The sequence below is a fragment of the Alcaligenes ammonioxydans genome, from assembly GCF_019343455.1.
GTDB classification, from domain to species: Bacteria; Pseudomonadota; Gammaproteobacteria; order Burkholderiales; family Burkholderiaceae_B; genus Alcaligenes; species Alcaligenes ammonioxydans.
Genome location: NZ_CP049362.1, coordinates 3,145,518 through 3,171,124, shown reverse-complemented (window position 1 = coordinate 3,171,124; position 25,607 = coordinate 3,145,518). Strand labels below are relative to the sequence as shown.

The 25,607-nt window shown below is 57.4% G+C and carries 27 protein-coding genes and 1 pseudogene; 14 read left to right on the top strand and 14 right to left on the bottom strand.

Annotation, left to right across the window (positions count from 1 at the left end; genetic code table 11):
- Positions 1-184 precede the first annotated feature (184 nt).
- Entirely contained in the window at positions 185-1,834 is a 1,650-nt protein-coding gene (locus tag FE795_RS14505) for an AMP-binding protein (RefSeq protein ID WP_059318250.1), read from the top strand.
- A 53-nt stretch (positions 1,835-1,887) separates the two neighbouring features.
- Here the strand turns inward: FE795_RS14505 and hemL are convergent, their stop codons facing one another.
- Genes hemL through FE795_RS14490 form a run of 3 tightly spaced genes read right to left on the bottom strand, consistent with a single transcriptional unit; the run spans position 1,888 to position 4,703 of the window.
- Positions 1,888-3,171, bottom strand: a complete 1,284-nt coding sequence (gene hemL, locus FE795_RS14500) for a glutamate-1-semialdehyde 2,1-aminomutase (protein WP_059318251.1) — start codon at positions 3,169-3,171, stop codon at positions 1,888-1,890.
- Positions 3,172-3,214: 43 nt separating this feature from the next.
- Positions 3,215-3,901, bottom strand: coding sequence for a thiamine phosphate synthase (thiE, locus tag FE795_RS14495; protein WP_003801894.1), 687 nt, complete (start codon positions 3,899-3,901; stop codon positions 3,215-3,217).
- Positions 3,894-4,703 carry a bifunctional hydroxymethylpyrimidine kinase/phosphomethylpyrimidine kinase gene (locus FE795_RS14490; protein WP_003801893.1) on the bottom strand — a complete coding sequence of 270 codons (810 nt, stop codon included), beginning with the start codon at positions 4,701-4,703 and terminating at the stop codon, positions 3,894-3,896. Before FE795_RS14490 ends, thiE begins: the two co-directional genes overlap by 8 nt.
- 140 nt (positions 4,704-4,843) lie before the next feature.
- On the opposite strand from FE795_RS14490, the gene FE795_RS14485 reads away from it, so the two are divergent.
- From FE795_RS14485 to FE795_RS14470, 4 genes are all read left to right on the top strand, one after another.
- On the top strand, positions 4,844-5,008 hold the full coding sequence (locus tag FE795_RS14485) for a rubredoxin (RefSeq protein ID WP_003801892.1): 165 nt from the start codon (positions 4,844-4,846) through the stop codon (positions 5,006-5,008).
- A 112-nt stretch (positions 5,009-5,120) separates the two neighbouring features.
- Positions 5,121-5,642 carry a YqgE/AlgH family protein gene (locus FE795_RS14480; RefSeq protein ID WP_003801891.1) on the top strand — a complete coding sequence of 174 codons (522 nt, stop codon included), beginning with the start codon at positions 5,121-5,123 and terminating at the stop codon, positions 5,640-5,642.
- Positions 5,635-6,066, top strand: coding sequence for a Holliday junction resolvase RuvX (gene ruvX, locus FE795_RS14475; RefSeq protein ID WP_219235123.1), 432 nt, complete (start codon positions 5,635-5,637; stop codon positions 6,064-6,066). The genes FE795_RS14480 and ruvX overlap by 8 nt, the downstream gene beginning before the upstream one ends.
- A 23-nt stretch (positions 6,067-6,089) precedes the next feature.
- Positions 6,090-6,863, top strand: coding sequence for a lysophospholipid acyltransferase family protein (locus FE795_RS14470; protein ID WP_219235121.1), 774 nt, complete (start codon positions 6,090-6,092; stop codon positions 6,861-6,863).
- On the opposite strand, the gene FE795_RS14465 is transcribed toward FE795_RS14470, so the two are convergent.
- The 8 genes from FE795_RS14465 to mpl all read right to left on the bottom strand — a co-directional run bounded on the left by FE795_RS14465 (position 6,860) and on the right by mpl (position 15,379).
- On the bottom strand, positions 6,860-7,696 hold the full coding sequence (locus FE795_RS14465) for a symmetrical bis(5'-nucleosyl)-tetraphosphatase (protein ID WP_003801888.1): 837 nt from the start codon (positions 7,694-7,696) through the stop codon (positions 6,860-6,862). The genes FE795_RS14470 and FE795_RS14465 overlap by 4 nt on opposite strands.
- Positions 7,697-7,699: 3 nt before the next feature.
- Positions 7,700-8,860 (bottom strand): LPS export ABC transporter permease LptG, encoded by a 1,161-nt coding sequence (lptG, locus tag FE795_RS14460; RefSeq protein WP_059318252.1) that lies wholly within the window; start codon positions 8,858-8,860, stop codon positions 7,700-7,702.
- Positions 8,861-8,913: 53 nt separating this feature from the next.
- On the bottom strand, positions 8,914-9,633 hold the full coding sequence (gene mtgA / locus FE795_RS14455; RefSeq protein WP_059318253.1) for a monofunctional biosynthetic peptidoglycan transglycosylase: 720 nt from the start codon (positions 9,631-9,633) through the stop codon (positions 8,914-8,916).
- Position 9,634: 1 nt separating this feature from the next.
- Positions 9,635-10,486 (bottom strand): shikimate dehydrogenase, encoded by an 852-nt coding sequence (gene aroE, locus FE795_RS14450; RefSeq protein WP_003801885.1) that lies wholly within the window; start codon positions 10,484-10,486, stop codon positions 9,635-9,637.
- A gap of 106 nt (positions 10,487-10,592) precedes the next feature.
- The gene (locus FE795_RS14445) at positions 10,593-11,462 is read right to left on the bottom strand and encodes an energy transducer TonB (RefSeq protein WP_131070913.1); all 870 of its coding nucleotides are present in this window, start codon (positions 11,460-11,462) and stop codon (positions 10,593-10,595) included.
- A gap of 5 nt (positions 11,463-11,467) precedes the next feature.
- Positions 11,468-13,357: a ribonuclease catalytic domain-containing protein gene (locus FE795_RS14440; RefSeq protein ID WP_219235119.1), complete on the bottom strand. Its 1,890-nt coding sequence runs from the start codon at positions 13,355-13,357 to the stop codon at positions 11,468-11,470.
- 41 nt (positions 13,358-13,398) lie between these two features.
- Complete coding sequence (locus FE795_RS14435) at positions 13,399-13,986, bottom strand: YqiA/YcfP family alpha/beta fold hydrolase (protein ID WP_003801882.1); 588 nt, start codon at positions 13,984-13,986, stop codon at positions 13,399-13,401.
- Between the two features lie 28 nt (positions 13,987-14,014).
- Positions 14,015-15,379, bottom strand: coding sequence for a UDP-N-acetylmuramate:L-alanyl-gamma-D-glutamyl-meso-diaminopimelate ligase (mpl, locus tag FE795_RS14430; RefSeq protein ID WP_219235117.1), 1,365 nt, complete (start codon positions 15,377-15,379; stop codon positions 14,015-14,017).
- A 108-nt stretch (positions 15,380-15,487) separates the two neighbouring features.
- Between mpl and FE795_RS14425 the strand changes: the two genes are divergently transcribed.
- The 8 genes from FE795_RS14425 to FE795_RS14390 all read left to right on the top strand — a co-directional run bounded on the left by FE795_RS14425 (position 15,488) and on the right by FE795_RS14390 (position 22,187).
- The gene (locus FE795_RS14425; protein WP_003801880.1) at positions 15,488-15,985 is read left to right on the top strand and encodes a TlpA family protein disulfide reductase; all 498 of its coding nucleotides are present in this window, start codon (positions 15,488-15,490) and stop codon (positions 15,983-15,985) included.
- A 161-nt stretch (positions 15,986-16,146) separates the two neighbouring features.
- Entirely contained in the window at positions 16,147-16,581 is a 435-nt protein-coding gene (gene aroQ, locus FE795_RS14420; RefSeq protein WP_003801879.1) for a type II 3-dehydroquinate dehydratase, read from the top strand.
- 86 nt (positions 16,582-16,667) lie between these two features.
- Positions 16,668-17,114 (top strand): acetyl-CoA carboxylase biotin carboxyl carrier protein, encoded by a 447-nt coding sequence (gene accB / locus FE795_RS14415; RefSeq protein WP_003801878.1) that lies wholly within the window; start codon positions 16,668-16,670, stop codon positions 17,112-17,114.
- 4 nt (positions 17,115-17,118) lie between these two features.
- Positions 17,119-18,468, top strand: a complete 1,350-nt coding sequence (gene accC, locus FE795_RS14410; protein WP_003801877.1) for an acetyl-CoA carboxylase biotin carboxylase subunit — start codon at positions 17,119-17,121, stop codon at positions 18,466-18,468.
- A 96-nt stretch (positions 18,469-18,564) separates the two neighbouring features.
- On the top strand, positions 18,565-19,485 hold the full coding sequence (gene prmA / locus FE795_RS14405) for a 50S ribosomal protein L11 methyltransferase (RefSeq protein WP_003801876.1): 921 nt from the start codon (positions 18,565-18,567) through the stop codon (positions 19,483-19,485).
- Between the two features lie 24 nt (positions 19,486-19,509).
- Complete coding sequence (locus FE795_RS14400) at positions 19,510-20,688, top strand: zinc-ribbon and DUF3426 domain-containing protein (protein ID WP_219236125.1); 1,179 nt, start codon at positions 19,510-19,512, stop codon at positions 20,686-20,688.
- A gap of 8 nt (positions 20,689-20,696) precedes the next feature.
- Positions 20,697-21,638: a carbohydrate kinase family protein gene (locus tag FE795_RS14395; protein WP_219235115.1), complete on the top strand. Its 942-nt coding sequence runs from the start codon at positions 20,697-20,699 to the stop codon at positions 21,636-21,638.
- A 57-nt stretch (positions 21,639-21,695) separates the two neighbouring features.
- Positions 21,696-22,187 (top strand): outer membrane lipoprotein, encoded by a 492-nt coding sequence (locus tag FE795_RS14390; protein ID WP_003801873.1) that lies wholly within the window; start codon positions 21,696-21,698, stop codon positions 22,185-22,187.
- A 53-nt stretch (positions 22,188-22,240) separates the two neighbouring features.
- Here FE795_RS14390 and FE795_RS17415 read toward each other — a convergent pair whose 3' ends face one another.
- From FE795_RS17415 to FE795_RS14380, 3 genes and pseudogenes are all read right to left on the bottom strand, one after another.
- Positions 22,241-22,720, bottom strand: coding sequence for a methylated-DNA--[protein]-cysteine S-methyltransferase (locus FE795_RS17415; RefSeq protein ID WP_407927751.1), 480 nt, complete (start codon positions 22,718-22,720; stop codon positions 22,241-22,243).
- Between the two features lie 135 nt (positions 22,721-22,855).
- Positions 22,856-23,491, bottom strand: a pseudogene (locus FE795_RS17315) (DNA-3-methyladenine glycosylase family protein); the annotation flags it as partial.
- A gap of 240 nt (positions 23,492-23,731) precedes the next feature.
- Complete coding sequence (locus tag FE795_RS14380; RefSeq protein WP_059318260.1) at positions 23,732-24,295, bottom strand: YggT family protein; 564 nt, start codon at positions 24,293-24,295, stop codon at positions 23,732-23,734.
- A gap of 197 nt (positions 24,296-24,492) precedes the next feature.
- On the opposite strand from FE795_RS14380, the gene FE795_RS14375 reads away from it, so the two are divergent.
- On the top strand, positions 24,493-25,329 hold the full coding sequence (locus FE795_RS14375) for a hypothetical protein (RefSeq protein WP_230406206.1): 837 nt from the start codon (positions 24,493-24,495) through the stop codon (positions 25,327-25,329).
- Positions 25,330-25,607 lie beyond the last annotated feature (278 nt).

Here is a 25,607-nt window from a genome sequence, read left to right as displayed (position 1 = left end):
GTTTAAATAGTGGGTGAGGATGCGCTACTGCGGATAACCCGTAGTCGGTATGGCTGATGTCGAGAGGTTTTTTTTGCTAATATCCTTTAGAACTAAACAATATAGACCTTGCCAATTTTGGCCGATGCCTTTGATGCAGCAGGGTCTACGCCTGAGTGGGGCGTAATCTACGCAGGAGATAAGGATGGAACGTTCAGCGCACCTTGATACCTTTGCACGCGACAATCTGCCCCCCATGGAGTGGTGGCCAGACATGTTGCTGGAGGGAAATCCGGATGTGGACTACCCCGCTCGTTTCAATTGCGCCGTGGCGCTGTTGGGGGAGCAGGTCGCAGCAGGGCATGGTGACCGCGTGGCCATACAGTGGGCTCAGGGCGAGGAAAATCGCAGTCTGACCTACAAAGAGCTGGACGTGCTGACCAATCGTATTGCGCATGTTCTGCTTGAGGACATGAAACTGGTGCCCGGCAACCGGGTATTGCTGCGCGGTCCCAACAACCCCATGATGGCGGCCTGCTGGCTGGCCAGTATCAAGGCGGGTCTGGTTACCGTCCCCACCATGCCTTTGCTGCGTGCGGTGGAGCTCAAGACCATTTTGGACAAGGCCCAGATTCATGCCGCTCTGTGCGATGAGCGTCTGCGTCAGGAGTTGGAGCATTGCATGGATGCCGCTCATGATTCCTACACCCCTGTCCTGAAGCAACTGCTGTGCTTTAACGATGAGAGCGCCCAGGGTCTGGAGGCCTTGTTGGCTGACAAACCTGAGGATTTCACGGCGTGCGATACGGCGGCTGATGATGTGTGCCTGATTGCGTTCACCAGCGGCACGACCGGTCAGCCCAAGGGCTGCATGCATTTTCATCGTGATGTGCTGGCGATGTGCGATACCTTTTCCCGCCATGTATTGCGTTTGACACCGGATGACGTGGTGTGTGGTACTCCGCCTTTGGCTTTTACCTTTGGTCTGGGTGGTCTGCTTTGCTTTCCACTGCGGGTGGGGGCCTCTACCGTCTTGCTGGAGCGACTGACACCTTCGGACCTGCTGGGCATGATTGACCGCTTTAAGGTGACCATGAGCTTTACGGCGCCTACTTTTTATCGTCAGATGGCCGGTTTGGTGGATCGTTATTCTCTGGCCAGTTTGCGGGCCACCGTATCGGCAGGAGAAGCGTTGCCCGATGCAACCCGCCAGCTCTGGAAGCAGGCCAGCGGCATTGAGATGACCGATGGCATAGGCGGCACGGAGATGATTCACGTGTACGTATCCAGCCCGCCCGAGAAAGTGCGCCCCGGTGCCATTGGTCAGGTGGTGCCTGGGTATGTCGCCACGATTCTGGATGATGATCTGAATCCGGTGCCGGTGGGCACGGTGGGACGCCTGGCGGTCAAAGGCCCCACCGGTTGCAAGTATTTGAACGACGAACGTCAGAAGCAGTTTGTCCAGGGCGGCTGGAACTTCCCGGGTGATACCTTCAAGATGGACGAGGACGGCTACCTTTACTATCAGGCCCGTAACGACGACATGATTGTTTCTTCGGGCTACAACATTGCCGGCCCGGAGGTGGAGGGCACCTTGCTCAAACATGAGGCGGTGGCAGAGTGTGGAGTGGTAGGCGCCGCGGATGAAGAACGGGGCCAGATCGTGCAGGCTTTCATCGTGCTCAAGCCTGGCTTTACGCCCAGCGATGACTTGAAAAAGAAGCTGCAGGATTTTGTGAAAGAGAATGCCGCGCCTTACAAGTACCCACGCGCGATTGAGTTTGTGACTTCTTTGCCTCGGACCGAGACAGGGAAGTTGCAGCGATTTGTGCTGCGCCAAATGGCACAGCATTGATTCTTTCAGGAAAAAAAAAGCGGGCTCAGGCCCGCTTTTTTGCATCCGGCGTACTAGTTCTTGAAGGAGGCAAAGACCTCACGGGCGGCTTGCACCGTCGCGTCGGTAATATCGGCGGTATGCTGCACCGACACAAAACCGGCTTCAAAGGCTGAGGGGGCAAAGTACACCCCCTTGTCCAGCATGGCGTGGAAGAACTGCTTGAAGCGTTCGATGTCGCCAGCCGAGACCTCGGCCAGGGACGTAGGAACGTTTTCGCTGAAGTAGATGCCGAACAGGCCGCCCTGATGGTCTGCCGTAAAAGGAACGCCTGCTTCTTGTGCTGCGGTCTTCAGGCCCTGGATCAGGTTGGCTGTGTTGGCTGTGAGGGTGTCATAGAAACCGGGTTGAGCCAGTTTCTTCAAGGTTGCCAGCCCCGCAGCGACAGCAACAGGGTTACCGGATAGGGTGCCTGCCTGGTAAACGCCACCGACGGGAGCCACGCATTGCATGATGTCGCGGCGACCACCAAAAGCGCCTACGGGCATGCCACCACCAATCACTTTAGCCAGTGTGGTCAGGTCAGGACGAATGCCGGTCAGGCCTTGTACGCCTTGCGGGCCCACGCGAAAGCCTGTCATGACCTCGTCAAAAATCAGCACGGCGCCATACTCGGTACATAGCTCGCGCAAGCCTTCCAGGAAACCGGGGGCTGGGCGGACCAGGTTCATATTGCCGGCAAAGGGCTCAACGATAACGCAGGCGATTTCGCTGCCTTTCTGTTTGAAGGCATCGCGCACGGCGTCCAGATCGTTGTAGTCCAGAACCAGGGTGTGACCGACAAACTCGGCCGGCACGCCGGCGGAGGTGGGGTTGCCAAAGGTCAGCAAGCCGGAGCCGGCTTTGACCAGCAGGCTGTCGGCGTGGCCATGGTAGCAGCCTTCGAATTTGATGATGGTGTTGCGGCCGGTAAAGCCACGGGCCAGACGAATGGCGCTCATGGTGGCCTCGGTGCCCGAGCTGACCAGACGAACCTGCTCGATGGATGGCAGCATCTTGGTCAGCGTTTCGGCCAGAACCACTTCGCCTTCGGTGGGCGCCCCATAGGACAGGCCGTGTACGGCAGCGTCCTGTACCGCTTTGATCACGTCCGGATCGGAGTGGCCCAGAATGGCCGGGCCCCAGGAACCCACGTAGTCCGTGTATCGCTGGCCGTCTGCATCCCAGATGTAAGGGCCTTGGGCGCGTTCGATAAAACAAGGTGTGCCACCCACAGAACCGAAGGCGCGGACGGGCGAGTTGACGCCGCCGGGGATGACTTTGCAGGCACGTTCAAAAAGTTCGGAATTACGGGACATGAGGCAAAAATCCAGAGGTAAAAGGTCGGGGCCAGGCAAAAGATCAGCGCATAAAGCGCGAGGGGGCCTGGGCGTGAAAGTAGTCGGTAAAGCGTTGCGCCGTGGCGCGTATATCGCTGGTCTCAAACAGGCTGCTGATAACGGCAACGCTATCGACGCCTGCTTGCAGCAGTTCGGGCATTTTCTCGGGTGTGATGCCGCCGATGGCCACAATGGCGGCACGCCGTCCCTCGTGTTCTTGTTCTTGGCAAAGCTGTCGTGCTTGTCGCAAGGTATCCAGTTCTGCCGGGGGCGCTTCGGGTTTGACGCTGGACGGATACATGGCACCAAAGGCAATGTAGTCTGCATCGTCAGCCAGAGCCTGGCGCGCCAGGTCCAGACTGTTGTAGCACGAGCGTCCCAGCAGGGCTTGCGGTCCCAGAGCCTGGCGTGCCTGCCTCAGGTCGCCATCGCTTTTGCCCAGGTGCGCGCCTTGCACATCAAACTCTTGCGCCCAACTCCAGTGATCGTTGACCAAGAGCGGCAGATCCAAAGACAGGCACAGCTTGACCAACTCTTTGAGTTGTTGCTGGCGGATGGGTTCCGGGCCGTTTTTGCGGCGAAACTGCAAGACCTGCAAACCACCCTCGTGAGCGGCGCGCACTGCGTTCAGCAGGCGGGCTGTGTCGTCCCATTCGGGAGTAATGCCGTAAAGACCGGCAGGAAAGCGCAGGGAGGTGGCGTCAGTCATTTTGGGGAGCAACAGGGTTGAACAGGCGGTGGCCCATACCGGGCTGAAAAGTGTCACCGGCACGTTCCTGCAGGTGCAACAAGGCTGATTCTACCGCGTTATCCAGCTCATGACCCTGGGCCAGAAAGCTCAGGCAGGCTGTAGCCAGCAAACTGTCGATATCCTGCTGACGCACGCCACCATCGAGCGGCATGCTGTAATCCAGACGGCCATGATGACCCTGGAAACGGGTGTGCCATTGCCCGGCTGTGCCCGGTACGCCCGTCACCAGCACGGCATTGGCCCCATTGTTCAGCAAGGTTTCCACGGCGTCGGGCGTGTCGCCCAACAGCTCGTCGGCCTGCCAGCGCTCCAGGCTGGGGTGGTCGATCAACAATAAGGAGCTCAGTGGTAAAAGCAGGCGTAAACTGGCGTCCAGGGCGTCGTCCGCGTCCAGCTCGTCCAGGCCAGTGGGCATGGCGCTCAGGTGCAGGACCAAAGGCAGCTCCGGGTAGTCGGAACACAGCTCGGCAACCATGCTGGCGATTTCAGGACTGTAAACGGGGCCGCACTTGATGGCCTGAATGTTCATGTCTTCCAGCAGGCAACGTGCCTGGTCATCGGCGATGTCCTCGGCCAGCGTCTGGATGTTTTCCTGCTGCGCGCTGTCGCGTACCAGCAAGGCGGTGGGCACACTGACGATATGGCAGCCCAGACGGGCACCAGTGAGAGCATCTGCCGGCAGATGGGCGCCGCCACTGGGATCATAAGGGGCCAGCACGAGCGCCAGGGCAGGACTTGAATTTTTGATTTCAGCAGCCATCTTATCTTGGATACACCGGCAGGGCCGACAAGGCTCTGGATGTCACGGGTTGAGTAATTTAGTAATATGAACCCCATTTTAATGGATTGCCCCGATTTGCACGCGGATCGGACTATGTTTACAAATACAGTAGGAATACTATGCGTACGTGGATGTGCCTGATTTGCGGCTGGATTTATGATGAAGAAACGGGTTTGCCTGAAGAAGGCATTGCACCGGGCACACGTTGGGAAGATGTCCCTCCAAACTGGGTCTGTCCCGAATGCGGCGCTCGTAAGGAAGACTTCGAAATGATCCAGGTGTGATCATTTCAGGTTCCAAGGTGGTTTGTTTTGACGGGAGGTGTGTATGAGTGCCACTAGCCAGTCCCCGCTAATCCAAGAAAGCGCTAATCTTACGCACCACCTGTTACTTGCCATGCCCGGTGTGGTATCGGGCAGCTTGGCCGACACGGTGATTTATGTCTGTGAACATAATGAACAAGGTGCTTTGGGCCTGGTCATCAATCGACCAACAGATCTGAGTCTGGTTGAGCTGTTGTCGCGCATCGAGGTTGATGTGGATAAACGCGCCGATCTGGCCGGAACCTCGGTGTACTTCGGTGGGCCGGTACAGACGGATCGCGGCTTTGTGCTGCATGACTCGGATAAAACCTATACCTCCAGCCTGGGGGTGGGCGATCTGACCCTGACCACATCCCGCGATGTCTTGCAGGATGTGGCACAGGGAAAGGGACCGGTCCACATGCTGGTGACCCTGGGTTATGCCGGATGGGGCGCCGGTCAGCTGGAAAGCGAGATGGCCGATAATGCCTGGCTGAGCATCAAGGCGACTCATGAAATCTTGTTTTCCACGCCTGTTGGGGAGCGGTATGATCGCGCCCTGGCCCTGTTGGGAATCAGTCCTTTTACTCTGACAGGTGCGGCAGGCCATGCCTGAACACGACACACCATCAACGGCCAGCTCGGCACAGACCTTGCTGGCTTTTGACTATGGCCTGAAAAAAATTGGCGTTGCATTGGGCAATACCTTGACGCGTCAGGCCCGGCCTTATACGATTTTGCGGCCCGTTACACGGGAGCAGCGCTTTGCGGCTATTGAGGCTTTACTCAAGGAATGGCAGCCCGATCGGGTTGTGGTCGGCTTGCCTTTGACCCTGGACGGTGGCGAACAGTATGCTTCGCTGCGGTGTCGACGTTTTGCCAACCAGTTGCACGGTCGTTATGGCGTTGCGGTAGACCTGGTCGATGAGCGGGGCTCCAGCATGGAGGCTCAAGAATTGCTGGGCAATAATGACGATGATGATGCCATGGCAGCGTGCGTGATCCTGCAGCGATATCTGGATAGCCTGCCTGCGGCTTGAGCTCTCTACAAGGTTGCAGCCTTTTGATTAGTTTATTTCGTTTTAGTTGGCGTGCTGTCGCTCTGATCGTGTGGATTGTGGTCGGCCTGTTCAGTGTTGGCCTGCTTTTTCCCGTCTTGCGCTCCGGCGGACGCCGTCTGATGGTGCTACGCATGTCCCGCCTGTTGATGACTATTTGCGGTGTGCGCGTCATCCTGCATGGTCAGGCGGTTCAGGATCGCTCCGTGCTTTATGTGTCCAACCATATTTCATGGTTGGACATTTTTGTGCTCAACAGCGTGCGCTGCACTTCCTTCATTGCAAAAAGTGATATCCGTCGCTGGCCCGTGATCGGTTGGCTGGTTGCTGGCGCGGGAACGGTGTTCATTGAACGTGGCCAACGTCGGGCCATTCAGATTGTTAGCCAGCAAATGGCGGTTTGTTTCGAACGGGGCGACGCGGTAGGTCTGTTTCCCGAAGGCACCACCTCCACGGGGTGGGAGGTGCGACCGTTTCATGCCAGCTTGTTTGAGACAGCGATCAGCCTGAATGTGGATATTCAGCCTGTGGCGCTGGTGTTTGAGCATCAGGGACGGCGCAGTGAGCGTTTTGCCTTTGTGGGCGAGCAGTCCCTGGTAGGCAACATCTGGGTCCTGCTCAGTGCTCGCCATGTGTCTGTGCACTGCCACTTTCTGGATGTGATGCCCGCGCTCTCCTGCACGCAATGGGGGCGCTCACAAACGGCCCATCAGGCCCGCGAGCGGATACGCGCAGTGGTTTGTCACGAGTCGGCTGCTGACGCCGGCCCAGCGCGTTAACCGGGTTTTTTGCTTTCCGGGCAGTGAATCTGAACCAGGTGCCGGTCTTGCAGGCGGACTGCACTGAGTTGTCGGCCCCAGACGCAACCGGTATCCAGGCTGATGAGCGTAGGGGTGTTCAACAAGCCCAGCGTAGACCAATGACCAAAAATGATGGGCACCTGAGCGCAGGCACGTTGCGGTAACTCATACCAGGGCAGCAAGCCTGATTCGGCATCGGGGGCGCCTTTGTGCTTGAAATCCATGTGTCCGGCTGCGTCGCACATGCGCATGCGGGTCAGGGTGCTGACAATGGCGCGTAGCCGGTCGTAGCCTTTGAGCCCTGCTTCCCAGCGATCCGGTTTGTTGCCAAACAGTTCGATGATCGTGTGCTGCCAGTCATCGGCACGCAACAATGTTTCCAGCTCCTGTGCATATTCCAGTGTCTGCTCGGGACTCCAGGCTGGATGAACCCCTGCATGAACCATCAAATGCCCGTGTTCGTAATGGGCCAGGGGCTGATGGCGCAACCAGTCCAGTAGCTCCTGGGCGTCGGGCGCAGCCAGCAAGTCCTGCAGCGTATCTTGCTTGCTGGATTTACGTACCCCGGCGGCAACCGCCAGGCAGTGAATGTCATGGTTACCCAGCACGCAAACAGCGCGCTCCCCCAGGGAGCGAATCAGGCGCAGAGCACCCAGAGAGTCGGGGCCACGGTTGACAAGATCGCCAGCAAACCAGAAAGTGGCCTGGCTGTCAGCGGCCACATCCGGATGGCCGAGCAAGCTGTCCAGGGGGCGGCAGCAGCCCTGAACATCACCAATTGCCCAGATGGCAGGGGAAGTAGCTAAAGACATGGTTTAATGTGTTGCACTGGGTTTGCGACGTCGCCGGTTGTGCCGGTTTTCCATCAGGATAAGAGCGCTCAAGGCCAGCGCCATGGCGATCAGATTCGGTACCAGAGCGGTGACCCAGGGTGCCAGATTGCTGAGCATGGCCACGTTCAAGGCAAGCTGGTTGATCATGAAAAAGCCCACGCCCAGTAAAATGCCGGTAAAGACCTTGGTGCCCACACCGCCATGGCGTGTCTGCATAAAGCCGATGGGTGCGGCAATGGTAATCATGACCAGCAAGGTGAACGGATAGGCAACTTTGCGCCACAGCGCTACAACCTGACGTTTGGTTTGCAGTTTGTTGGCGTCCAGATAACCAATATAGTCCTTCAAATCCAGAATGGACATGCGTTCGGGCGTGACGACGCGCGCGATCAGTCGGTCCGGGGTTAGCGTAGTGGTCAGCGTCAGGGTGGGGCGCTTTTCAATTTTCACCAGCGCTTGCTCAGGGGCTTTGTCCTGGCTCAGGACGGTGTGTGACTGCTCGCTGACATGCGTTTCGGTGACGTCTTGCAAGTCCAGCTGGTTTTTGTGAAATTGCCCGCTCGGTGCCTGCATCATGGCGTTTAAGCGTTGTCCGTCCGAGAAGTCGAACACGCTGACATCACTTACTTTGCCGTCGCCTTGCAGGTTGGCAATGTTGATGATGCGCACTCCACCTTGAGGATTGTTCTCTTTGAACCAATAGCCGCTTTCCAGCCGTCCGCTACCCGACCGTCCCAGCAAGGCCATGCCTTGCTCGCTGGATTTGATCTCGGCCATGGGCGTGACATACTCGGACAGGACAAAAGCACCGGCCACCAGTGGCAAGGTAATGGTCCAGAGCATCATCATCATATGCAGGCCGCTGACCCCCGAGGCGCGCAGAATCACCAGCTCATTGCGTTGGGCAAGGCTGGCCAGGGCCAGGGTGGCGCCAATGAGCAAGCCAATGGGCAGCAGGTCGTACAAACGAGTCGGCAATTCCAGCGCCTGGATGTAGAACAGATTGGCCAGGGTGAATTTGGAGCCGACTTTGTCCAGTTCTTCGATCAGGGCGAAAAAGGTGAACAGGCCCAGCAGTGCAAGCAGCACCACGGCGCTGGAGCGATAGATTTCGGAAGCAAGATAGCGGCGAGCGGTGCGCATGAAAATAGGGCCCAGGAAAGACGTGGCTAGCTTAACAAAAATGCGGATTGCAGTCAGGGAATAGCGACTTGACGCATGCGTTGACTGATGGTGCGAGTGCGCGACTGCAAATAGGCGCTGTTACGGTTTTTGTCATAATAGGCTGGGTTGGGGAGCATGCCTGCCAGCCGGGCGGCCTGCATGGCGCTAAGGGTGGCGGCATCAGTCTTGAAATAGTGGCGCGCCGCCGCCTGGGCTCCAAATACGCCTTCACCCCACTGAGCCACGTTCAGATACAGCTCCAGAATACGCTCCTTGCTCATGACGGTTTCAATCATATAGGTCAGAATCAGTTCCTGTCCTTTGCGCAAATAACTGCGAGACTCTGACAGAAACAGATTTTTGGCCAATTGCTGGGAGATGGTTGAGCCCCCGCGCCGACGGGTCGAGCCTTTTTCTGATTGGCGTCGGTTGTATTCCCACGCTTTACGAATGGCATCCCATTCAACCCCCGAGTGATTCAGGAAGTTCGAGTCTTCGGAGGCGATGACCGCGCGCTTCAGGTTGGCGCTGATCTTGTCGTAAGGCACCCATTGGTAGCGCAGTTTTGCATCGGCATCGGAGCTGCGCAACTGACCTTGCTCTGCCGCCATGAAGGAGGTCATCCGTGGGGGCACCACGCTATACCAGAGCACCATCACAAACAGGGCAATCTGATAGAGCAGAACGGCGGCGGCCAGGGTTAATACGGCCAGGCCGGCCAGTTTCCAGGGATGGACCAGGAGGCGACGCACGTCAGATTTGTCCCAGGTCCTGGCGCAAGGCGGCCAGCACGGGTTCGACATCGGCTTGCAAGCCATGCCAGATCTGAAAGCTGGCGGCAGCTTGGCCCACCAGCATGCCCAGACCATCTCTGCTCTGTGTGGCGCCTGCCTGCTGGGCGGCCCGCATAAAGGCGGTGGGCTCGCTGGCATAAAACATATCGTAGGCCAGCGAGTGGCTGCGGTAGCGGGCATCGGGCAGGTCGGGCAGATTCTGATTGAGACTGGCCGAGGTGGCATTGATGACGATATCCCAGTCACCGCAGTGGTCGTCCAGCCCGCCTGCACTCAGGCGGCGCGAGGCATCCGGGTCCAGAGCCACTACCTGCTCGCGGATTTCATAGGCTTTGGCACTGGTGCGATTGATGATGTGCAGCAGCTCGCAGCCAGCCTCCAGCAAGGGAAACACGACCCCACGTGAGGCGCCGCCCGCACCGATCAGCAAGATGCGCTTGCCCTCCGGGTTGTGGCCAACACGCAGAAGATCCGAACACAAACCCACGCCGTCGGTATTGCATCCATGCAGTTGCCCGTCCTCCAGCCATAGCGTATTGACGGCCCCTGCCATGCGGGCCCGGCGGCTCAGGCGTGGGCCCACCAGTTCGTAGGCTTGTTCCTTGAACGGCAAAGTCACGTTCAGGCCACTGCCCGTTTTGAAGAACTGCTCTACGGTGGAGGCGAAACCATCGAGGGGGGCCAAAATCCGCTCATAGCTCAGGGCCAGATTGAACTGGCTGGCAAATTGGGCATGGATTTGTGGGGAGCGGCTGTGCTCGATGGGGTGACCAATAACGCCGTAGCGCTGGACAGAAGTCGTGTCGGGCATGGTTAAGCGATGCTTGTCGTGTTGTCAGGTGTCAGCACCAAGGCTGAAACCACGTATTTTACCCCAGGGTCTGGCTTCGCTTCTGTTTGCCATGGGCAATACAGCCTTACTGCCCATCCCCACCCTGCATATTGAGTCCGTCACGGGTGAAGTGCCAACTGCGGGTAATCACAAGCACATCTGCGTTCGGGGCCAGTTGTTCGGGCAAGGGCGCAAAGGGGGCGGCCAGCTCCACAATACGTCGTGCCGCCAGATTCAGGGCGGGCTGATCGGAAGGCTGAGTAATCTGAGCGCGCAGCAGGCTGCCATCTCGCCGTATATACACGGTCATTTGGAGCTGACCGTAGAGCTGTATTCCGTCTTGCCGCGGGTAGTGGCGTGTGCCGGTTTGTTCGATCTTCTCTCGCCACTGGTCCAGGTAGCGCGCTTGTTCACTGGCCTTGGCACTGGGCCCGACATAGTGATAACGCGGCTGGCGCTGCTGCTCCCGAATCTGCTCGCGCAGCATGGCCAACTGACTGTTGTGACGTTGCGGCTCCAGATCCTGATCATCTGGACCGGGCTCCAGTGATGCGCCGATATACTCCGTACGAGGTGTCGAGGGCGGAGCCTTATCGCGGCTCTCCAGTTCGCCCAGCAGACGTTGCTGCTCGGCTTCCAGACTTTGCTGACGGGCCCGCAAGGCTTCAAGGACCAGTCGATTGGGCAGATTGGGGTCGCTCAGCGGCAAAGGATTGCTGGCCTGACCTTGCAGGTGATCCCCGCCGCCATCCAGATTGAGCTGCGCCAGCAACTGGGGACTCAAAGGCACGGAGTCGGTGCTGAAATTGACCAGAGCCACGTCCAGACGGGAGTCGGCAGCCGGGGCGGGTGGCCGGGCAGGCCAGAAAATCAGCACGAGATGAATGAGGGCGGAAAGAGCGATCGCCAGCCACAAATAATCTTTGGGCAGGTTGAGGCGCTCAAGCTTGCTCATGGCTGTCAGTCGGCCGTCGCGACCGAGCGCAAACGGGCCTCTACGGTCAAGGCCAGTTCGTCAAACGACAGCAGATCCAGGGTCACCTCCTGACCTCGCTCCAGCGCCGGCAGGCCAGGAACGTGTAGAACCAGAGGGGCGTTAGTCAAGCGCACCAGATCCTCCTTGATGAAGCTGGCCTGAACTTGCTTGATGTCGTTTTGCTGCAACCAGCGCAGGCACCAGAAACGCTCCAGAGAGGACTGGTAATCCGCCCACTGGGTGTATTGCGATTCAAAGGCGCCAATAATGGCATACAGGTCTGCATCCTTGGGCTGGAAAGGGGCTGCCAGACGTGCCGAGATGCCATGCTGGGCGGCCGCCAGGATTTGTCCTTGATTAATCAGGTCCACATAGCGGCGCAGCGGCGAGGTGGACCAGATGTATTGCGGTACACCAATGGACTCGTGCGGGCCGGGCGTGGTGGACATGCGCGTGCGCATGAATTGCTGGGAACGATAGATACCGGGCACATTATGTTCGGCCAGCAGGCCACCCCAGAGCTGATTGGCCAGGATCATGTATTCGGCCACCAGCAGGCTGAGCGGAGCATTGCGCACACGCGGCACCAGCCGGATGATGGAATTCGGGTCATCGTGCGGGCCTTCCAGTTCAAAGCTGTATTCCACCCGGTTGTTGTTTTCCGGTTTGCCCCGTACTGCCTCGCGCTGGGCCGACAGTTGGCGGGAGAAATTCCACAGCGGACGCAGCCACTGCGCATAAGGCAGCTCGGCGTTTTCGTCGGCCAGGGCCGCTTCGCTGATCAGCGGGTCCAGTTCATGCTGGCGCAGGTTGCCCGCCACGGTGATGCGTTCCAGGCGGGTTTGGTGGGACAGGATTTCACCTGTGCTGATGTCGGCATCCACATACAGGGACAAGGCAGGGCGTGTTTGACCCTGGTCCAGTGAGAAATGCGCGATCAGCTCAGGCGGCAGCATGGGAATCTTGTAGCCTGGCGTGTAAACCGTTGCCATGCGATTGCGGGCGATCTGGTCGATTTCATTGCCACGGCTCATCGCCAAAGACGGTACGGCAATGTGGACACCCACCCGCAGTCGGCCCGGCTCGGGATGCTGGACCGACAAGGCGTCGTCAATCTCAATCGTATTGGCATCGTCCACGGAGTACGCAATGACATCCGCTTCGGGCAGGTCCTGGCCCCAGTTTTGCAGGCAGATTGCCGGAAAGCCGGTGCCTTTGGGAAAATGAGCGGTTAAAAAGCGATGCTGATGCAAGGTCAGGGGGTTGGACCAGGCGCCCAGCGAGAGCAGCAGTTTCTCGGTGCTGACACCCAGTTCCTTCTGGGCTTGATCGAAGGCTTTCCACTCCAGCGTGTTTTTGTCCGGCTGGGTCAGGAAGGTCCCCGCTTTGGCTGCCACTTCGGTTGGCAACTCGCCCTTGATCATCTGCTCGGCCCAGGTTTGAATCTGTTCTTGCTGCAGACGCTTCTTTTCAATGGCGGCCAAAGCGGCTTGCAGGATTTCCGGGGGAGCGGGGCGATACAGTCCCTTGCCCCGACGATGGAAGTAGGCCGGTGCGCTGTGCAGAGCAAAAATGGTGCCGGTTTTTTCGATGGCGCTGGGAGGGTGGCCAAAATACTCCTGGGCCAGTTCGGCCGCCTCAAATTCGTCCTGCGGTGCGCATTCCCACAAGAAATTGATATCCAGCGAGTCGGCCAGGGCCTGGGCTTTTTCCAGAAGCTCTGCAGGGGCTGGCTGATCGAATGTAAACAGAACGCTGTTTTTCTTGATTTTGCTGCGCTTGCCAGACGCGGATTCCACCTGCATGGTGGTATCGCTGTCAGAAAATATTTTTTCTGCTTTGAAATTACCGCTGTCTTCAAAAAGGACGTACATGATTTTCCATCTGGATGGTGCTGGCCATCCGGTAAATAGATTTAAGGTTGTTGCAGGGCAAAGCGCAAAATATCGTCGATCCAGGGGTCGAAGTCGGTCAGACCGTGATCGCCGCCTTCCAGAATCTGCCCTTGACTGCCTTTGTACCAATCCGCCATTTCGCGCCAGTTCAGAACTTCATCGCCTTTGGCGGCCAGCAGATAAAAACGCTGGGGATCGCTTGGGCGTGGGACATGAATGTCGTTGAGCTCATCGACATAGTCGGGCAGGAAATGAAAAGGGTCGGGCGAGTGATAACAGACATGTTCGCCCACCTGGGTGGCCAGATCCCGTCCTGCGTAGACCACCGGGTTGAGCAGTACCGCGCGGCTGTGATAGTGCTGCGCCAGGTGACTGGCATAGTAACCGCCTAGCGAGGAGCCGATCACACATAATTGATCCGTGCTCATGCCTGCCTGCAGTTCGGTATCCACAATGCGTTTACACATGGCAATGGCCTGGGCCGGGCTGGCGGGCAATTGCGGGCAGCGCCACAGGTGCAGCATGTCTCTGTCCTGCAAGGCTTGTTTCAGGCGCTGCGCTTTATAGGACGAAGGCGAGGAACGAAAGCCGTGAAGATAGAGAATCATGGGAGCACCTGCTATATAGATAAGAGGGTCAGCGTGACAGTTGATCCAGCAGGCGCTGATGAATGCCACCAAAGCTGCCGTTACTCATCACAACAATGGCATCGCCGGGCTGGCTGGCTTGAACAATAGCCTGAACCATTTTATCCAAATCATTCCACGCTGTGGCACGATCCCCTAAAGGGGCCAGGACCTTGGCCGCATCCCAGCCCAGCGCGTGCTTGCCTTGGGTCTCGCCGTAGCAAAATACCAGATCTGCCTCTTCCAGCGAGCCTGGCAGGCGGGCCGCCATGGCGCCCAGCTTCATGGTGTTGGAGCGCGGTTCGAGCACCGCCAGAATCCGGCTTGATTGACCGGTTTGACTGCGCAGGCCGGCGAGGGTGGTGGCAATGGCTGTGGGGTGGTGAGCAAAATCGTCGTAGACCGTAATGTCTTTGACGACACCCCGTACTTCCATGCGACGCTTGATACCGGCAAATTGGCTCAATGCCTGACAAGCCCGCTCAGGCTGTACGCCCACATGGTGGGCGGCAGCAATAGCGGCCAGAGCGTTCAGACGATTGTGCTCGCCTGTCAAGGTCCAGTGGACGATGCCCTGGGGCTGGCCCTTGAAACTTACTTCAAAGGAAGTGGGACTCAGCGCTTTGCTGTCCCAGTCTCCTTCAGGGCCGAACTGCTCGACCGGCGTCCAGCAACCATGTGCCAGGGTTTCATCCAGGCTGGGGGTGTGGGTGGGACGGACAATCAGCCCAGTGGAAGGAATGGTGCGCACCAGGTGGTGAAACTGGGTCTGGATGGCATGCAGATCCGGGAAGATATCGGCATGGTCGTATTCCAGATTGTTCAGAACGGCTGTGCGGGGGCGATAGTGAACAAACTTGGAGCGTTTGTCGAAAAATGCGGTGTCGTACTCGTCGGCCTCGATCACAAACAAGGATTGTCCAGGATTGAAGCGCGCCGAGACGCCCAGACCAGGGGCCACGCCACCGATCAGGAAATTAGGCGACAGATCGGCCTGCTCCAGAATCCAAGCCAGCATGGAGCTGGTGGAAGTCTTGCCGTGTGTGCCTGCCACGGCCAATACGTGCTGCTGGTGCAGGATGTTCTCGCCCAGCCATTGCGGACCGGACGTGTAAGGCAGGCCCTGATCCAAAATGGCCTCCATCAGGGGATTGCCGCGGGTGACCACATTACCCACTATATAGAGATCAGGACACAGTTCGGTTTGCTCTGCGCCAAAGCCCTCGATCAGTGCAATGCCTTGCTCTTCCAGTTGGGTGCTCATGGGCGGGTAAACCCCGGCGTCGCAACCTGTGACCGTATGGCCAGCCGAACGGGCAATCAGGGCCAGACCACCCATGAATGTGCCGCAAATTCCTAGTATGTGTATATGCATGACAATCCTCCGGCCTGTATTCTAGACGACTGTTTGATCTGATGCGTGAGCTTTGGTGAGGGCCGGTGCTATCATCCCTGAATGATATTTTTTCAGGTGTAAGCCGGTATGCGTAGGCGTCTTTTTCTGCGGCAGTCGCTGGTGTGTGCAAGCCTTTTGGCCCTGCATCCTGCCCCATGGGCCAGTTTGCTGCCTTCCGACCCGTTTCTGGCGCAAAGCTTCAAAGATCTTCAGGGCGAGGATCGTGCGCTGTCCGCCTACAGCGGCAAGCCGCTGGTCGTGAATTTCTGGGCAACCTGGTGCGCGCCCTGCGTCAAGGAAATGCCTGACCTGCAAGCCCTGCACGAACGCTATCCCGACGTGCACTTTGTCGGCATCGCGGTGGACTCGCTCGATAACGTCACGGAGTTTCTGGAACGCGTTCCGGTCAGCTACGATATTTTGCTGGCGGGTTCGGCGGGTCTGAAACAGATGCGCAGCGTGGGCAATAAAAAGGGCGGCCTGCCCTTTACGGTCGTGTTTGGCAGCAATGGTCGGATCAGCGAACGGATTTTGGGTCAGATAGATCCCGAAAAGTTGGACGAAGTTATTAAGGCTCAACGCTAACTGGCCGACTTTTTCGCTTAATTTCGTTAAATTTCCGCTCTGTGGGCAGCCTGCCCCAAACGGGATGGAACCAATCCTAACTGTTTGTAAGCCAAGCAGGTTTATGGACAAATGACGTTATTTAGCGTAAAAAGGCGGTCTGTCTTGACGAAAAATCCGCTATGGCGAAACATGTCCTGGTCCTTAACGGGCCCAACCTCAACCTGCTGGGAACACGAGAACCCGATGTCTACGGACACCAGACTCTCGAAGATATCAACAGTGGTTTACGGGTGCTGGCCGATCAGCATGGCGCGCAGTGTCATTTTTTTCAAAGTAACCACGAAGGCGGGCTCGTTGATCGAATTCATCAAGCTCGTGACCAGGGTGTCGATTTCATCCTGATCAATGCTGGGGCCTATACCCATACCAGCGTGGCGATACGGGATGCGCTAGCCGGTGTCGGTATTCCGTTTATTGAAGTTCATCTGTCCAATGTTCACCGTCGTGAGCCGTTCCGCCACCACTCCTATCTTTCTGACACCGCTTGCGGTGTCATTGTGGGTTTAGGGGCGTACGGCTATGAGGCCGCTTTGCGGTTCGCTTTGAATAGTTAGGCGGTTCGTTTCGTTTTTTTGACCAATATTTTTTTAATGCCGTCCTGTCCCAGTCAGTGGCTAGTGCGGCGTTGCGGGAAGTACGCATGGATCTTAGAAAACTCAAAACCCTGATCGATCTGGTCGCCGAGTCTGGCATTGCTGAGCTGGAAATCACCGAAGGTGATGACAAGGTTCGCATTGTTAAATTTTCGCAAAGCTCGGCCGCTCCCGTGGTGTACGCCCCTGAGGCTCCTGTAGCCCAGGTGGTGGCGCCCGCCGGTGCTCCTGCCGCCCCGGCTGCTCCCGCAGCTCCCGAAGGCCACGCCGTCAAGGCTCCGATGGTCGGTACCTTCTATCGTGCCCCCAGCCCGGGCGCCGCTCCGTTTGTGGAAGTGGGCCAGACCGTCAAGGAAGGCGAGCCCCTGTGCATTATCGAGGCCATGAAGCTGCTCAACGAGATCGAAGCCGACAAGTCCGGCGTGATCAAGGAAATCCTGGTTGAAAACGGCGGGCCGGTGGAATACGGTCAGACCTTGTTCATCATCGGTTGATGATATGTTTGAAAAAATCCTAATCGCCAATCGGGGCGAAATTGCCTTGCGTATCCAGCGCGCCTGCCGCGAGATGGGTATCAAGACAGTCGTCGTTTATTCTGAAGCAGATCGTGGTGCCAAATACGTGCGTCTGGCTGACGAGGCCGTATGCATTGGCCCAGCCCAGGCCCGTGACAGCTACCTGAGCATGCCTGCCATCATCTCGGCGGCGGAAGTCACCGATGCGGAAGCCATTCACCCTGGCTACGGCTTTATGGCTGAGAATGCGGACTTCGCTGATCGTGTCGAAAAGAGCGGTTTTGTCTTTATCGGCCCTCGTCCCGAGAACATTCGCACAATGGGCGATAAGGTCATGGCCAAGAAAGCCATGATCGAGGCCGGTGTGCCCGTGGTTCCCGGCTCGGACGGTGCCTTGCCTGACGATCCGGCAGAAATCGTGCGTATTGCTCGCGAAGTGGGTTATCCCGTCATCATCAAGGCCTCGGGCGGTGGTGGTGGTCGCGGCATGCGCGTGGTCTACACCGAAGCGGCCCTGTTGACAGCTGTTGCTACGACGAAAACTGAAGCAGCGGCGGCGTTCAACAATCCCGAGGTCTACATGGAAAAGTACCTCGAGAATCCACGCCACATCGAAATTCAGGTGTTGGCCGATGGCGACCGCAACGCCATCTGGCTGGGTGAGCGCGATTGCTCCATGCAGCGCCGTCACCAGAAAGTGATTGAAGAGGCGCCCGCACCGGGCATTCCGCGTCGTCTGATCGAACGTATCGGTGAGCGCTGTGCCGACGCTTGTCGCCGTATGCGTTATCGTGGCGCGGGCACGTTTGAATTCCTGTATGAAAACGGTGAGTTCTTCTTTATCGAGATGAACACCCGGATTCAGGTCGAGCACACCATCACGGAAATGATTACCGGTATTGATCTGGTGCAAGAGCAGATCAAGGTGGCTGCAGGCGAGAAATTTGTATTGCGCCAGCGTGACATCGAATTCGTGGGTCACTCGATCGAGTGCCGTATCAATGCAGAAGACCCGTTCAATTTCGTCCCAAGCCCTGGTTTGATTACCAAGTGGCACACGCCCGGTGGCCCTGGCGTGCGTATCGACTCGCACGTCTTTACCGGTTACACCGTGCCTCCCTATTACGACTCCATGATTGCCAAGCTGATTACCTATGGCAAGACACGTGAGCAGGCCATCGCCCGTATGGACATTGCCTTGTCCGAAATGGTGGTGGAAGGGATCAAGACGAACGTGGAACTGCACCGGGAATTGATGCAGGACGCCAACTTCAAGGCAGGTGGCACCAGTATTCATTATCTGGAACAAAAGCTGTCCCAACGTAGCAAATAAGGGCAGCAACGGGTCGGGCCGATGGCCTGACCTGACAAGAATGATGATTGTGTAAAACAGGGGCAAGCCCCCTGTTTTGCTTTATGGAAACTATGTATGCGTGAACTCTTACTGAGCTGCCAGGAACACGAAGCTGAACGTTTGTCCGATGCCCTGCTGGAAGCGGGCGCCTTGTCGGTGTCGGTGGAAGATGCTGACGGTGATACCGATCAGGAAAAGCCCTTGTTTGGTGAGCCGGGTATTGAGCCGGATGTGTTGGCCTGGGATCGCAATTGGGTGGTGGCGTTGCTGCCCGAGGAGCTTGAGCCGGAAGAGTTGCTGCAACCGCTGTTTGAGGCGGGTGTGCTTGATCGTGACAAGGCCCAGTGGAGCCTGCGCGAAGTGCCTGACGAGGATTGGGTGCGTTTGACCCAGTCCCAGTTCGGTCCCATTCCCGTGGGCGAGCGTATCCTGATTGTGCCTAGCTGGCACAAGGATGATGAGGATCTGCCTCCTGCTCAGGAAGGTGATGACGGACTGGTGCGGATTGAACTGGACCCCGGTCTGGCCTTTGGCACCGGCAGTCATCCAACCACACATTTGTGTCTGGATTGGCTGGCCCACCATGTGCAGGCAGGTCAGACCGTGTTGGATTATGGTTGTGGCTCCGGCATTTTGGCCATTGCCGCCCGCAAGCTGGGTGCTGGTCATACGATTGGTGTGGATATTGACGAGCAGGCCGTGATTGCCACGCGCTACAATGCGCAAGTCAATCAGGTCGAGGTGGAGGGCTTGCTGCCCGACGCGATGCCCGCCGGGCAAACGGATCTGGTTGTAGCCAATATTTTGGCCAATCCCCTGCGTATGCTGGCACCTATGCTGGCCAACCGCGTCAAACCGGGCGGGCATCTGATTTTGTCCGGTATTTACAATTGGCAGGCTGAGGAAATGATCGATGTCTACTCCTCCTATCTGCCCTTGTCGGTCTGGCAGGAACGGGATGGCTGGGTGTGTTTGGCTGGTCAACGCCCGTTGTAAGACGGCAGAACTTAAGGTGAGTTTATGGAGCTAAAGACTCGCTGCCCCCGTTGCGGGACCTCATTTGCAGCTAGTGTGGAAGTGCTGCAGCGCCGCCGGGGCTATATACGCTGTATTCAATGTGCGCATATCTTCGATGGCTTTGAAGAAGTCATTGATGAGCAAGCCCCTGAGCCTACCTATGTTTCTCCCCCTGTGATGGAACCGATCGAGCCGCGTCTGGCGCCTGAGCCGACGGTGTCTGCCCGGCGCGAACAGGTGCAGGCGGTCGATTTGCAGGCTCCCATCCCGGGACCGCGCTTTGTTGAGCACTCCCGTCACGCCCCACCCCGCGATGAAGGCAGTGCCCATGAGTCTTTGCAGGTCCGTAAATTTCCGGACTCCATTCTCGCGCAGGCGCCCGTTACACCGGCTGACCCTGCCGTGATTCGTGCTCGTGCCAGAGCAGGGCGTACGCCGCGCGATGACGGGGAAGCAGCATTTTTTGTGTCTGCTGATCTGACCCCTGAGCAAGAGCGTGGGCATCATATCGGTCAGGCTTCCTGGACAGGTGCAGAACCCCAATTCAGTGTTGGTGATCGCGCCAGCACGTTGCGAGCTTCATTTCCCTCCCGCCAGGCTGATGGCACGCATGATAGCGACCATGTGCAGCAGGACTGGCTTATTGAGCCTAACCCTGCCTTGCAGCGTGAGACGCGCTATGAAGGTGAGACCAGCCTGGGTCAGCGTGTGAGCGCTCTGTTCTGGACCAGTTTGTGCGTATTGGGTGCGCTGCTGTTTGTCGCGCAGTTGATGTATGTCTACCGTGTGCAGATTGTGAGCCAGGTGCCCCTGTTGCGTCCCGTGTTCGAGCGTGCCTGTGAGACGTTGTCTTGCCAGATTCCCTATGAGCGCCGCCTGGATCAGATCCGGGTGCAGGCTTCGGCTTTGCATAAGGCGCCCAGCCAGCCAGGTCACTCCACCTTGGGCTTTACGCTGCGTAACGACTTTGAGCGTCCCCAGGAGTGGCCCACGCTGGTTCTTGATTTGAAAGATTTTTCCGGAGCTCTGATCGCACGGCGCAATATCACGCCCGACCAGTATCTGGCTCCCGAGCGACGTGAGCCTGCTTTTGCAGCGCGCAGTGAGCTCATGGTGCGCCTGCCTTTGAACACCGGGCAGCTACAAGTTAATGGCTACCAGATTAGCCCTTTTTTTCCATAAGGTAATTTATGACCGAGCGAGTGCTGGTATGTGGTTCGATCGCGTTCGATACGATCGCGGTTTTCGAGGGGTACTTCAAAGATCACATCTTGCCCGACAGCATCAAGACCCTGAGCGTGTCTTTTTTTGTGCCCAGCCTGCGTAAAGAGTGGGGCGGCTGCGCAGGTAATATTTCCTACACCTTGAATATGCTGGGTGGCCAGCCTGTGCCGGTAGGGGCAGTCGGTAGTGATGGCGTGGACTACGTACAGCGTCTCCAGGATCTGGGGATTGACACCAGCATGGTCCGGGTGATGCCAGACATGTTCACCCCTCAGTGCTTCATCACCACCGACCTGGCCGCCAGCCAGATTACTTCTTTTCATCCCGGCGCGATGGTGAGCTCGGCCCAGATTGACCTGTCGGGCCAGGAAGCGGCCTGGGGTATTGTGGCGCCAGATTCCAAAGATGGCATGTTCGCCCATGCGCGCCGTTTGCATGCGCAGGGCACCCCCTTTATCTTCGACCTGGGTCAGGCCATGCCCTTGTTTGCGGGTGAAGACCTGCATGAAATGCTTGAACTGTGTCAAGTTCTTACGGCTAACGAGTATGAGGCCGAAGTGATTGAGCAGCGCACCTCCAAGAGCATGGCCGAGATCGCACAAGGCTTGCAAGCGGCCGTGGTGACGTGTGGCGAGCATGGCAGCACGCTTTATCATCAAGGCCAGACTTATCACATTGCTCCAGTCCCCGTGGAAAATCTGGTTGATCCCACCGGTTGCGGCGACGCGCATCGCGCCGGCCTGTTATATGGACTTACAAAAGGGTGGAGCTGGCAAGAGGCCTGCAGCTTGGGCAACTTGATGGGCAGTATTAAAATTCAAGCTGATGGTCCGCAAAATCATGAATTTAAACGATCTGATATCTCGGCCATGCTAAAACAGCACTATGGTATCGAACGTAGTCTGTAAGAGAGCACTCAGCCGTTTTCTATGATTCGGCCAGCCACGTTTTTTGGAGTAAACCGTATGTACGTTTCTTTTTTCGATCGACCCAAAGTACGTCTGCTGGTAGTGGCGAGCCTGGCGGCGCCCGTGTTCCTGCTGGCCGGTTGTGCCAATAAATCGGCTTCCAGCTCGGTGTACAGCTACGGTCAGGCTCAGCGCGAACAGATCGTGCGTTTAGGTACGGTGGTGTCGGTACGAGCCGTCACCATTCAGGAAGACCAGAACTCGGGCGTGGGTACGGTTGGGGGAGCCGCCTTGGGTGGCGTGGCAGCCAGCAGTATCGGTGGCGGGCGCGGCAGTATTCTGGCCAGTATCGGTGGCGCTATTTTGGGTGGCCTGGTTGGTAATGCCGTAGAGAACCGTATGGGGAAGACCCAGGGTTTGGAGATTACGGTGCAGCTGGACAACGGTGAGACTCGTGTCGTGGCTCAGGAAGCCGATGTACCGTTGTCCGTCGGCCAGCGTGTACGCATGCTCAGCGGTAATGGTCCTACGCGTGTGGTGCCCATGTAAGTGGTGCCCCGTGGCTTCACGTGATAAAGAACCCGGTTCATGGCCGGGTTTTTTTATGCCTGTCTGTGCTGGCTGGCCTGGCGGCGCTCACGCTCAAGCAGGATTTTCTTGCGCTCCAGGCCCCAGCGGTATCCTGCCAGACTCCCGCTTTGTCGCAGAACACGATGGCAGGGAATGGCAACGGCCAATAGGTTGCTGGCACAGGCTTGAGCGACTGCCCGGGCTCCGTTTGGCATGCCCAACCGGACGGCAATGTCGGTATAGCTCATGGTCTGGCCCAGGGGTATCTCGCGCAGCAATGTCCAGACTTGTTGTTGAAAAGCGGTGCCTTGAATGTCCAGAGGCAGGTTCATTTCCTGATCCGGCTCGTCTACCAAGGTTTGTAGGTAGGCCAGTTCTTGCTGGAGCTGCACCTCTGCTTGAATCAGCGTGGCTGCTTTGAACTGATTCTGCAGTTGTTGGAGCATGACTGCGGCGTCATCACCCAAAGAAATTGCGCAAATCCCGCGTTCGCTCCTGGCGACCAGCAACATACCCAGGCTGCACGCGGTGATGCCAAAATGAATCGGCCCGCTTGGGCCTGAGCGACGCCGTGTAATGGCCGGCTTGTCCGCCGGGATATAAACGTGTTCGTCGCTTTGTGAAAAAGCAGTAGCGGCTGCTCGCTTGGGCATGCGCCACAAGTACCAGGAGGCCACGCTTCGATACGGGGCCCAGGCTTGGGCAATCTCACGCAGAGCGCGGGGCGAGGGGGCTTTGTCCAGACGCTTCAGATTGCGGTAGCCTTCACGCACTCCGAAGTCATCTGCAGGCAGGATGTCCTCACGCTCCAGCGTATACATCATCATCATTTCAACCGTCCAGCGTCCGATGCCACGCAAGGTGGTCAGCCGTTCGATGAGTTCTTTCTCGGACATCTGCACGGCACGTGCCTGATCGGGAATGAGGCCATCCAACCGCGCTTGTGCCAGCCCCATGATGCTGGTGGCCTTGGCGCCGGACAAGCCGCAAGCCCGCAGCGTCTCATACGGTGTGGCCAGCACTTCCTCTGGATCTGGGCAATGGCCGTGGGGATAGAGATCAAGCAGACGCTGCAAAATGCGTTCAGCTGCACGGGTATGCAACTGCTGATAGACCACAGAGCGGATAAGTGCCTCGTAAGGGTCGCGTTCTGGGCGTGGCTGGTGAACACAGGGGCCGACATGGGCAATCAGTGCCTGCCAGTCAGGGTCCAGTGCGGCCAGAAATTTTTCGGCCTTGCGATAGCGGCCGTCCAAGTCCGGGTTCGGTAAAAGGCGAGTCATGCCAGTGCTCGGCTGATTGAAGGTAAGACCAGTATAAGGTCCACCTTGGGGGCAGGCACCCTGATTCTTGCTCTTGAATTCATGTCATGAAAACTGGGTGGACTGTGTGTCGGGGGGCTCCATTGACGGGGCGGGAGGGGGAGTGTTGATGGGGTTGCAGTTGAATGTCCAGGTGCAGGGGAGCAAAAAAAAAGGCCTGAACATACGTTCAGGCTTCTTCAGACAAGATGGCGTGCCAGCCTAGATAGGTACGAGGCTGAAAGCTGTGCGTGTGATGACCATATTGAGCACCTGTGTCAACAGCAGCAACACTAATGGCGACAGATCCAGGCCACCCAGATCGGGCAAGACGCGGCGGATCGGGTCCAGCAAGGGCGCCGTAATGGAACGCAGCAAAGGCATGCTGGGAGACTGAGGCTGAATCCATGACAGCAAGGCCTGCAGCAGCACCACCCAGAAAATCAGGCTCAAAGTCCAGCGCAGCACGGTAAAGACGGCGGCCAGCAAGAACATGGGGAAGTTGGAGAGCATGGAGACCGAACCGGTCAGCACCATGGCGCTAAGAACAAGGTAAACCAAGGCACTTAGCCAGGCGGCGAACAGGGAGGTCCAGTCCCAATGATTGCCACTTTTGATCACCCGTCGCAAAGGCATGATCAGCCAGTCCGTGACTTTGAACATGGCTTGTGAATAGGGATTGAAGGGGTGGATTCTGAGCGCATAAACCCAGGCACGCAGTAGCAAAATCGTGCCCAGCAGTGACAGAACAATATGGATTAGGAAGAGGGCGACTTCACTGAACATAGTTGCTTGGTATGAATTGATAGAAGAGAGAATTGTCGCATGCAAGTGCGTCAAACCAAAGAGCCACCCGATCGGGGTGGCTCTTTAGGAAAAACGTGCAAACGAGGTGCGCTTAAGGACGCTTGCCGGTTGGGAACGGCCAGGAGCCGGCAGGGTTGATGTCTTCACGACGCGGCTCAGCAGGCGCAGCAGCGGTTTTGGTCGCTTTTCGTGCGGCGGTCTTATTGCCAACTTTAGCGGCGGTTTTGGACGTTGTACTGGTCTTTGGGGTTTTGGTTTCTGCGGTCACGGATTTAACTTCTTTCTTCTTGGGAGCTACGGATTTTGCTGCACTGGCAGCGGGACTGGCTTTTTTTGCCGCTGTCTTGGCTGCTGCCTTAGTGCCGGTTTTAGCGGCAGGTTTGGCTGTCGCTTTACTGGACGTGGCTTTCTTTGCCACGGATGTGCTTGCCTTGGTGCTGGCCGGTTTTTTGTCGGCAGCCGTGGCAGCAGGTTTGGCAGTTGCTGTTTTAGCAGTGTTTGTCTTGGGAGCGGCCGCTTTTTTGGCGGGCGCTTTTTTGGCTACCGTTTTTTGGGCAACGGCTTTGCTGGCGCTGGTCTTTTTAGCAGCTGCTTTTTTGGCGACGGTTTTCACGGCGGCTGGCTTGCTTGTGGCTGTTTTGCTTGCCGCGGGCTTTGCTGCCGTGGTTTTCTTTACCGCTGCTTTTGTCGCAGTTTTCTTGGCTGGGGCGCTGCTTGCCGCTTTGGCAGGCGTTTTCACAGCAGCTTTGCCGGTCTTGGAAGCCGTGGTTTTAGCGGGGGACTTGGAGGCAGCGGTTTTGCTGCTGGGACTGGTCTTGGTAGCAGTAGCGGTTGCGGGTGCTGCGGCTGTTTTGGCTGGCGTTGCTTTTTTGGGGCTGACGGCTTTCTTGCTTGCTGCTTTTGCTGCGCCTTTCTTGGCTGTTGCCATGATCATGCTCCTTGAGAACAAGTCTTTAGTTTGTCCACACCCATTTGTCCTGGCCTGGAAAACTGCAATGGCCTTTTTCAAATGACGCAGGCGTTCAGGGCCAATACCCTATACGCATAGAAGTCTAACGCAAGCCCCTACACAGTCAAGTATTAATCATGTAGCACACGCATATGGCTTTGTTAACCCCGCTTGCTGTCTCCAATAAGTTGCGTTCTGTGCGACTGCCGTTTTGCACATATGTGTTTTTTCAGACTGGACAAAGGGGCCTTGGCGACAAAACAAAAATTGCTTTTTTCCGTGCTGGTTTTGACCGTTCGACCTGGAGGCAGGAAATGACGTGATGGTTGCGGGCCAGATGGC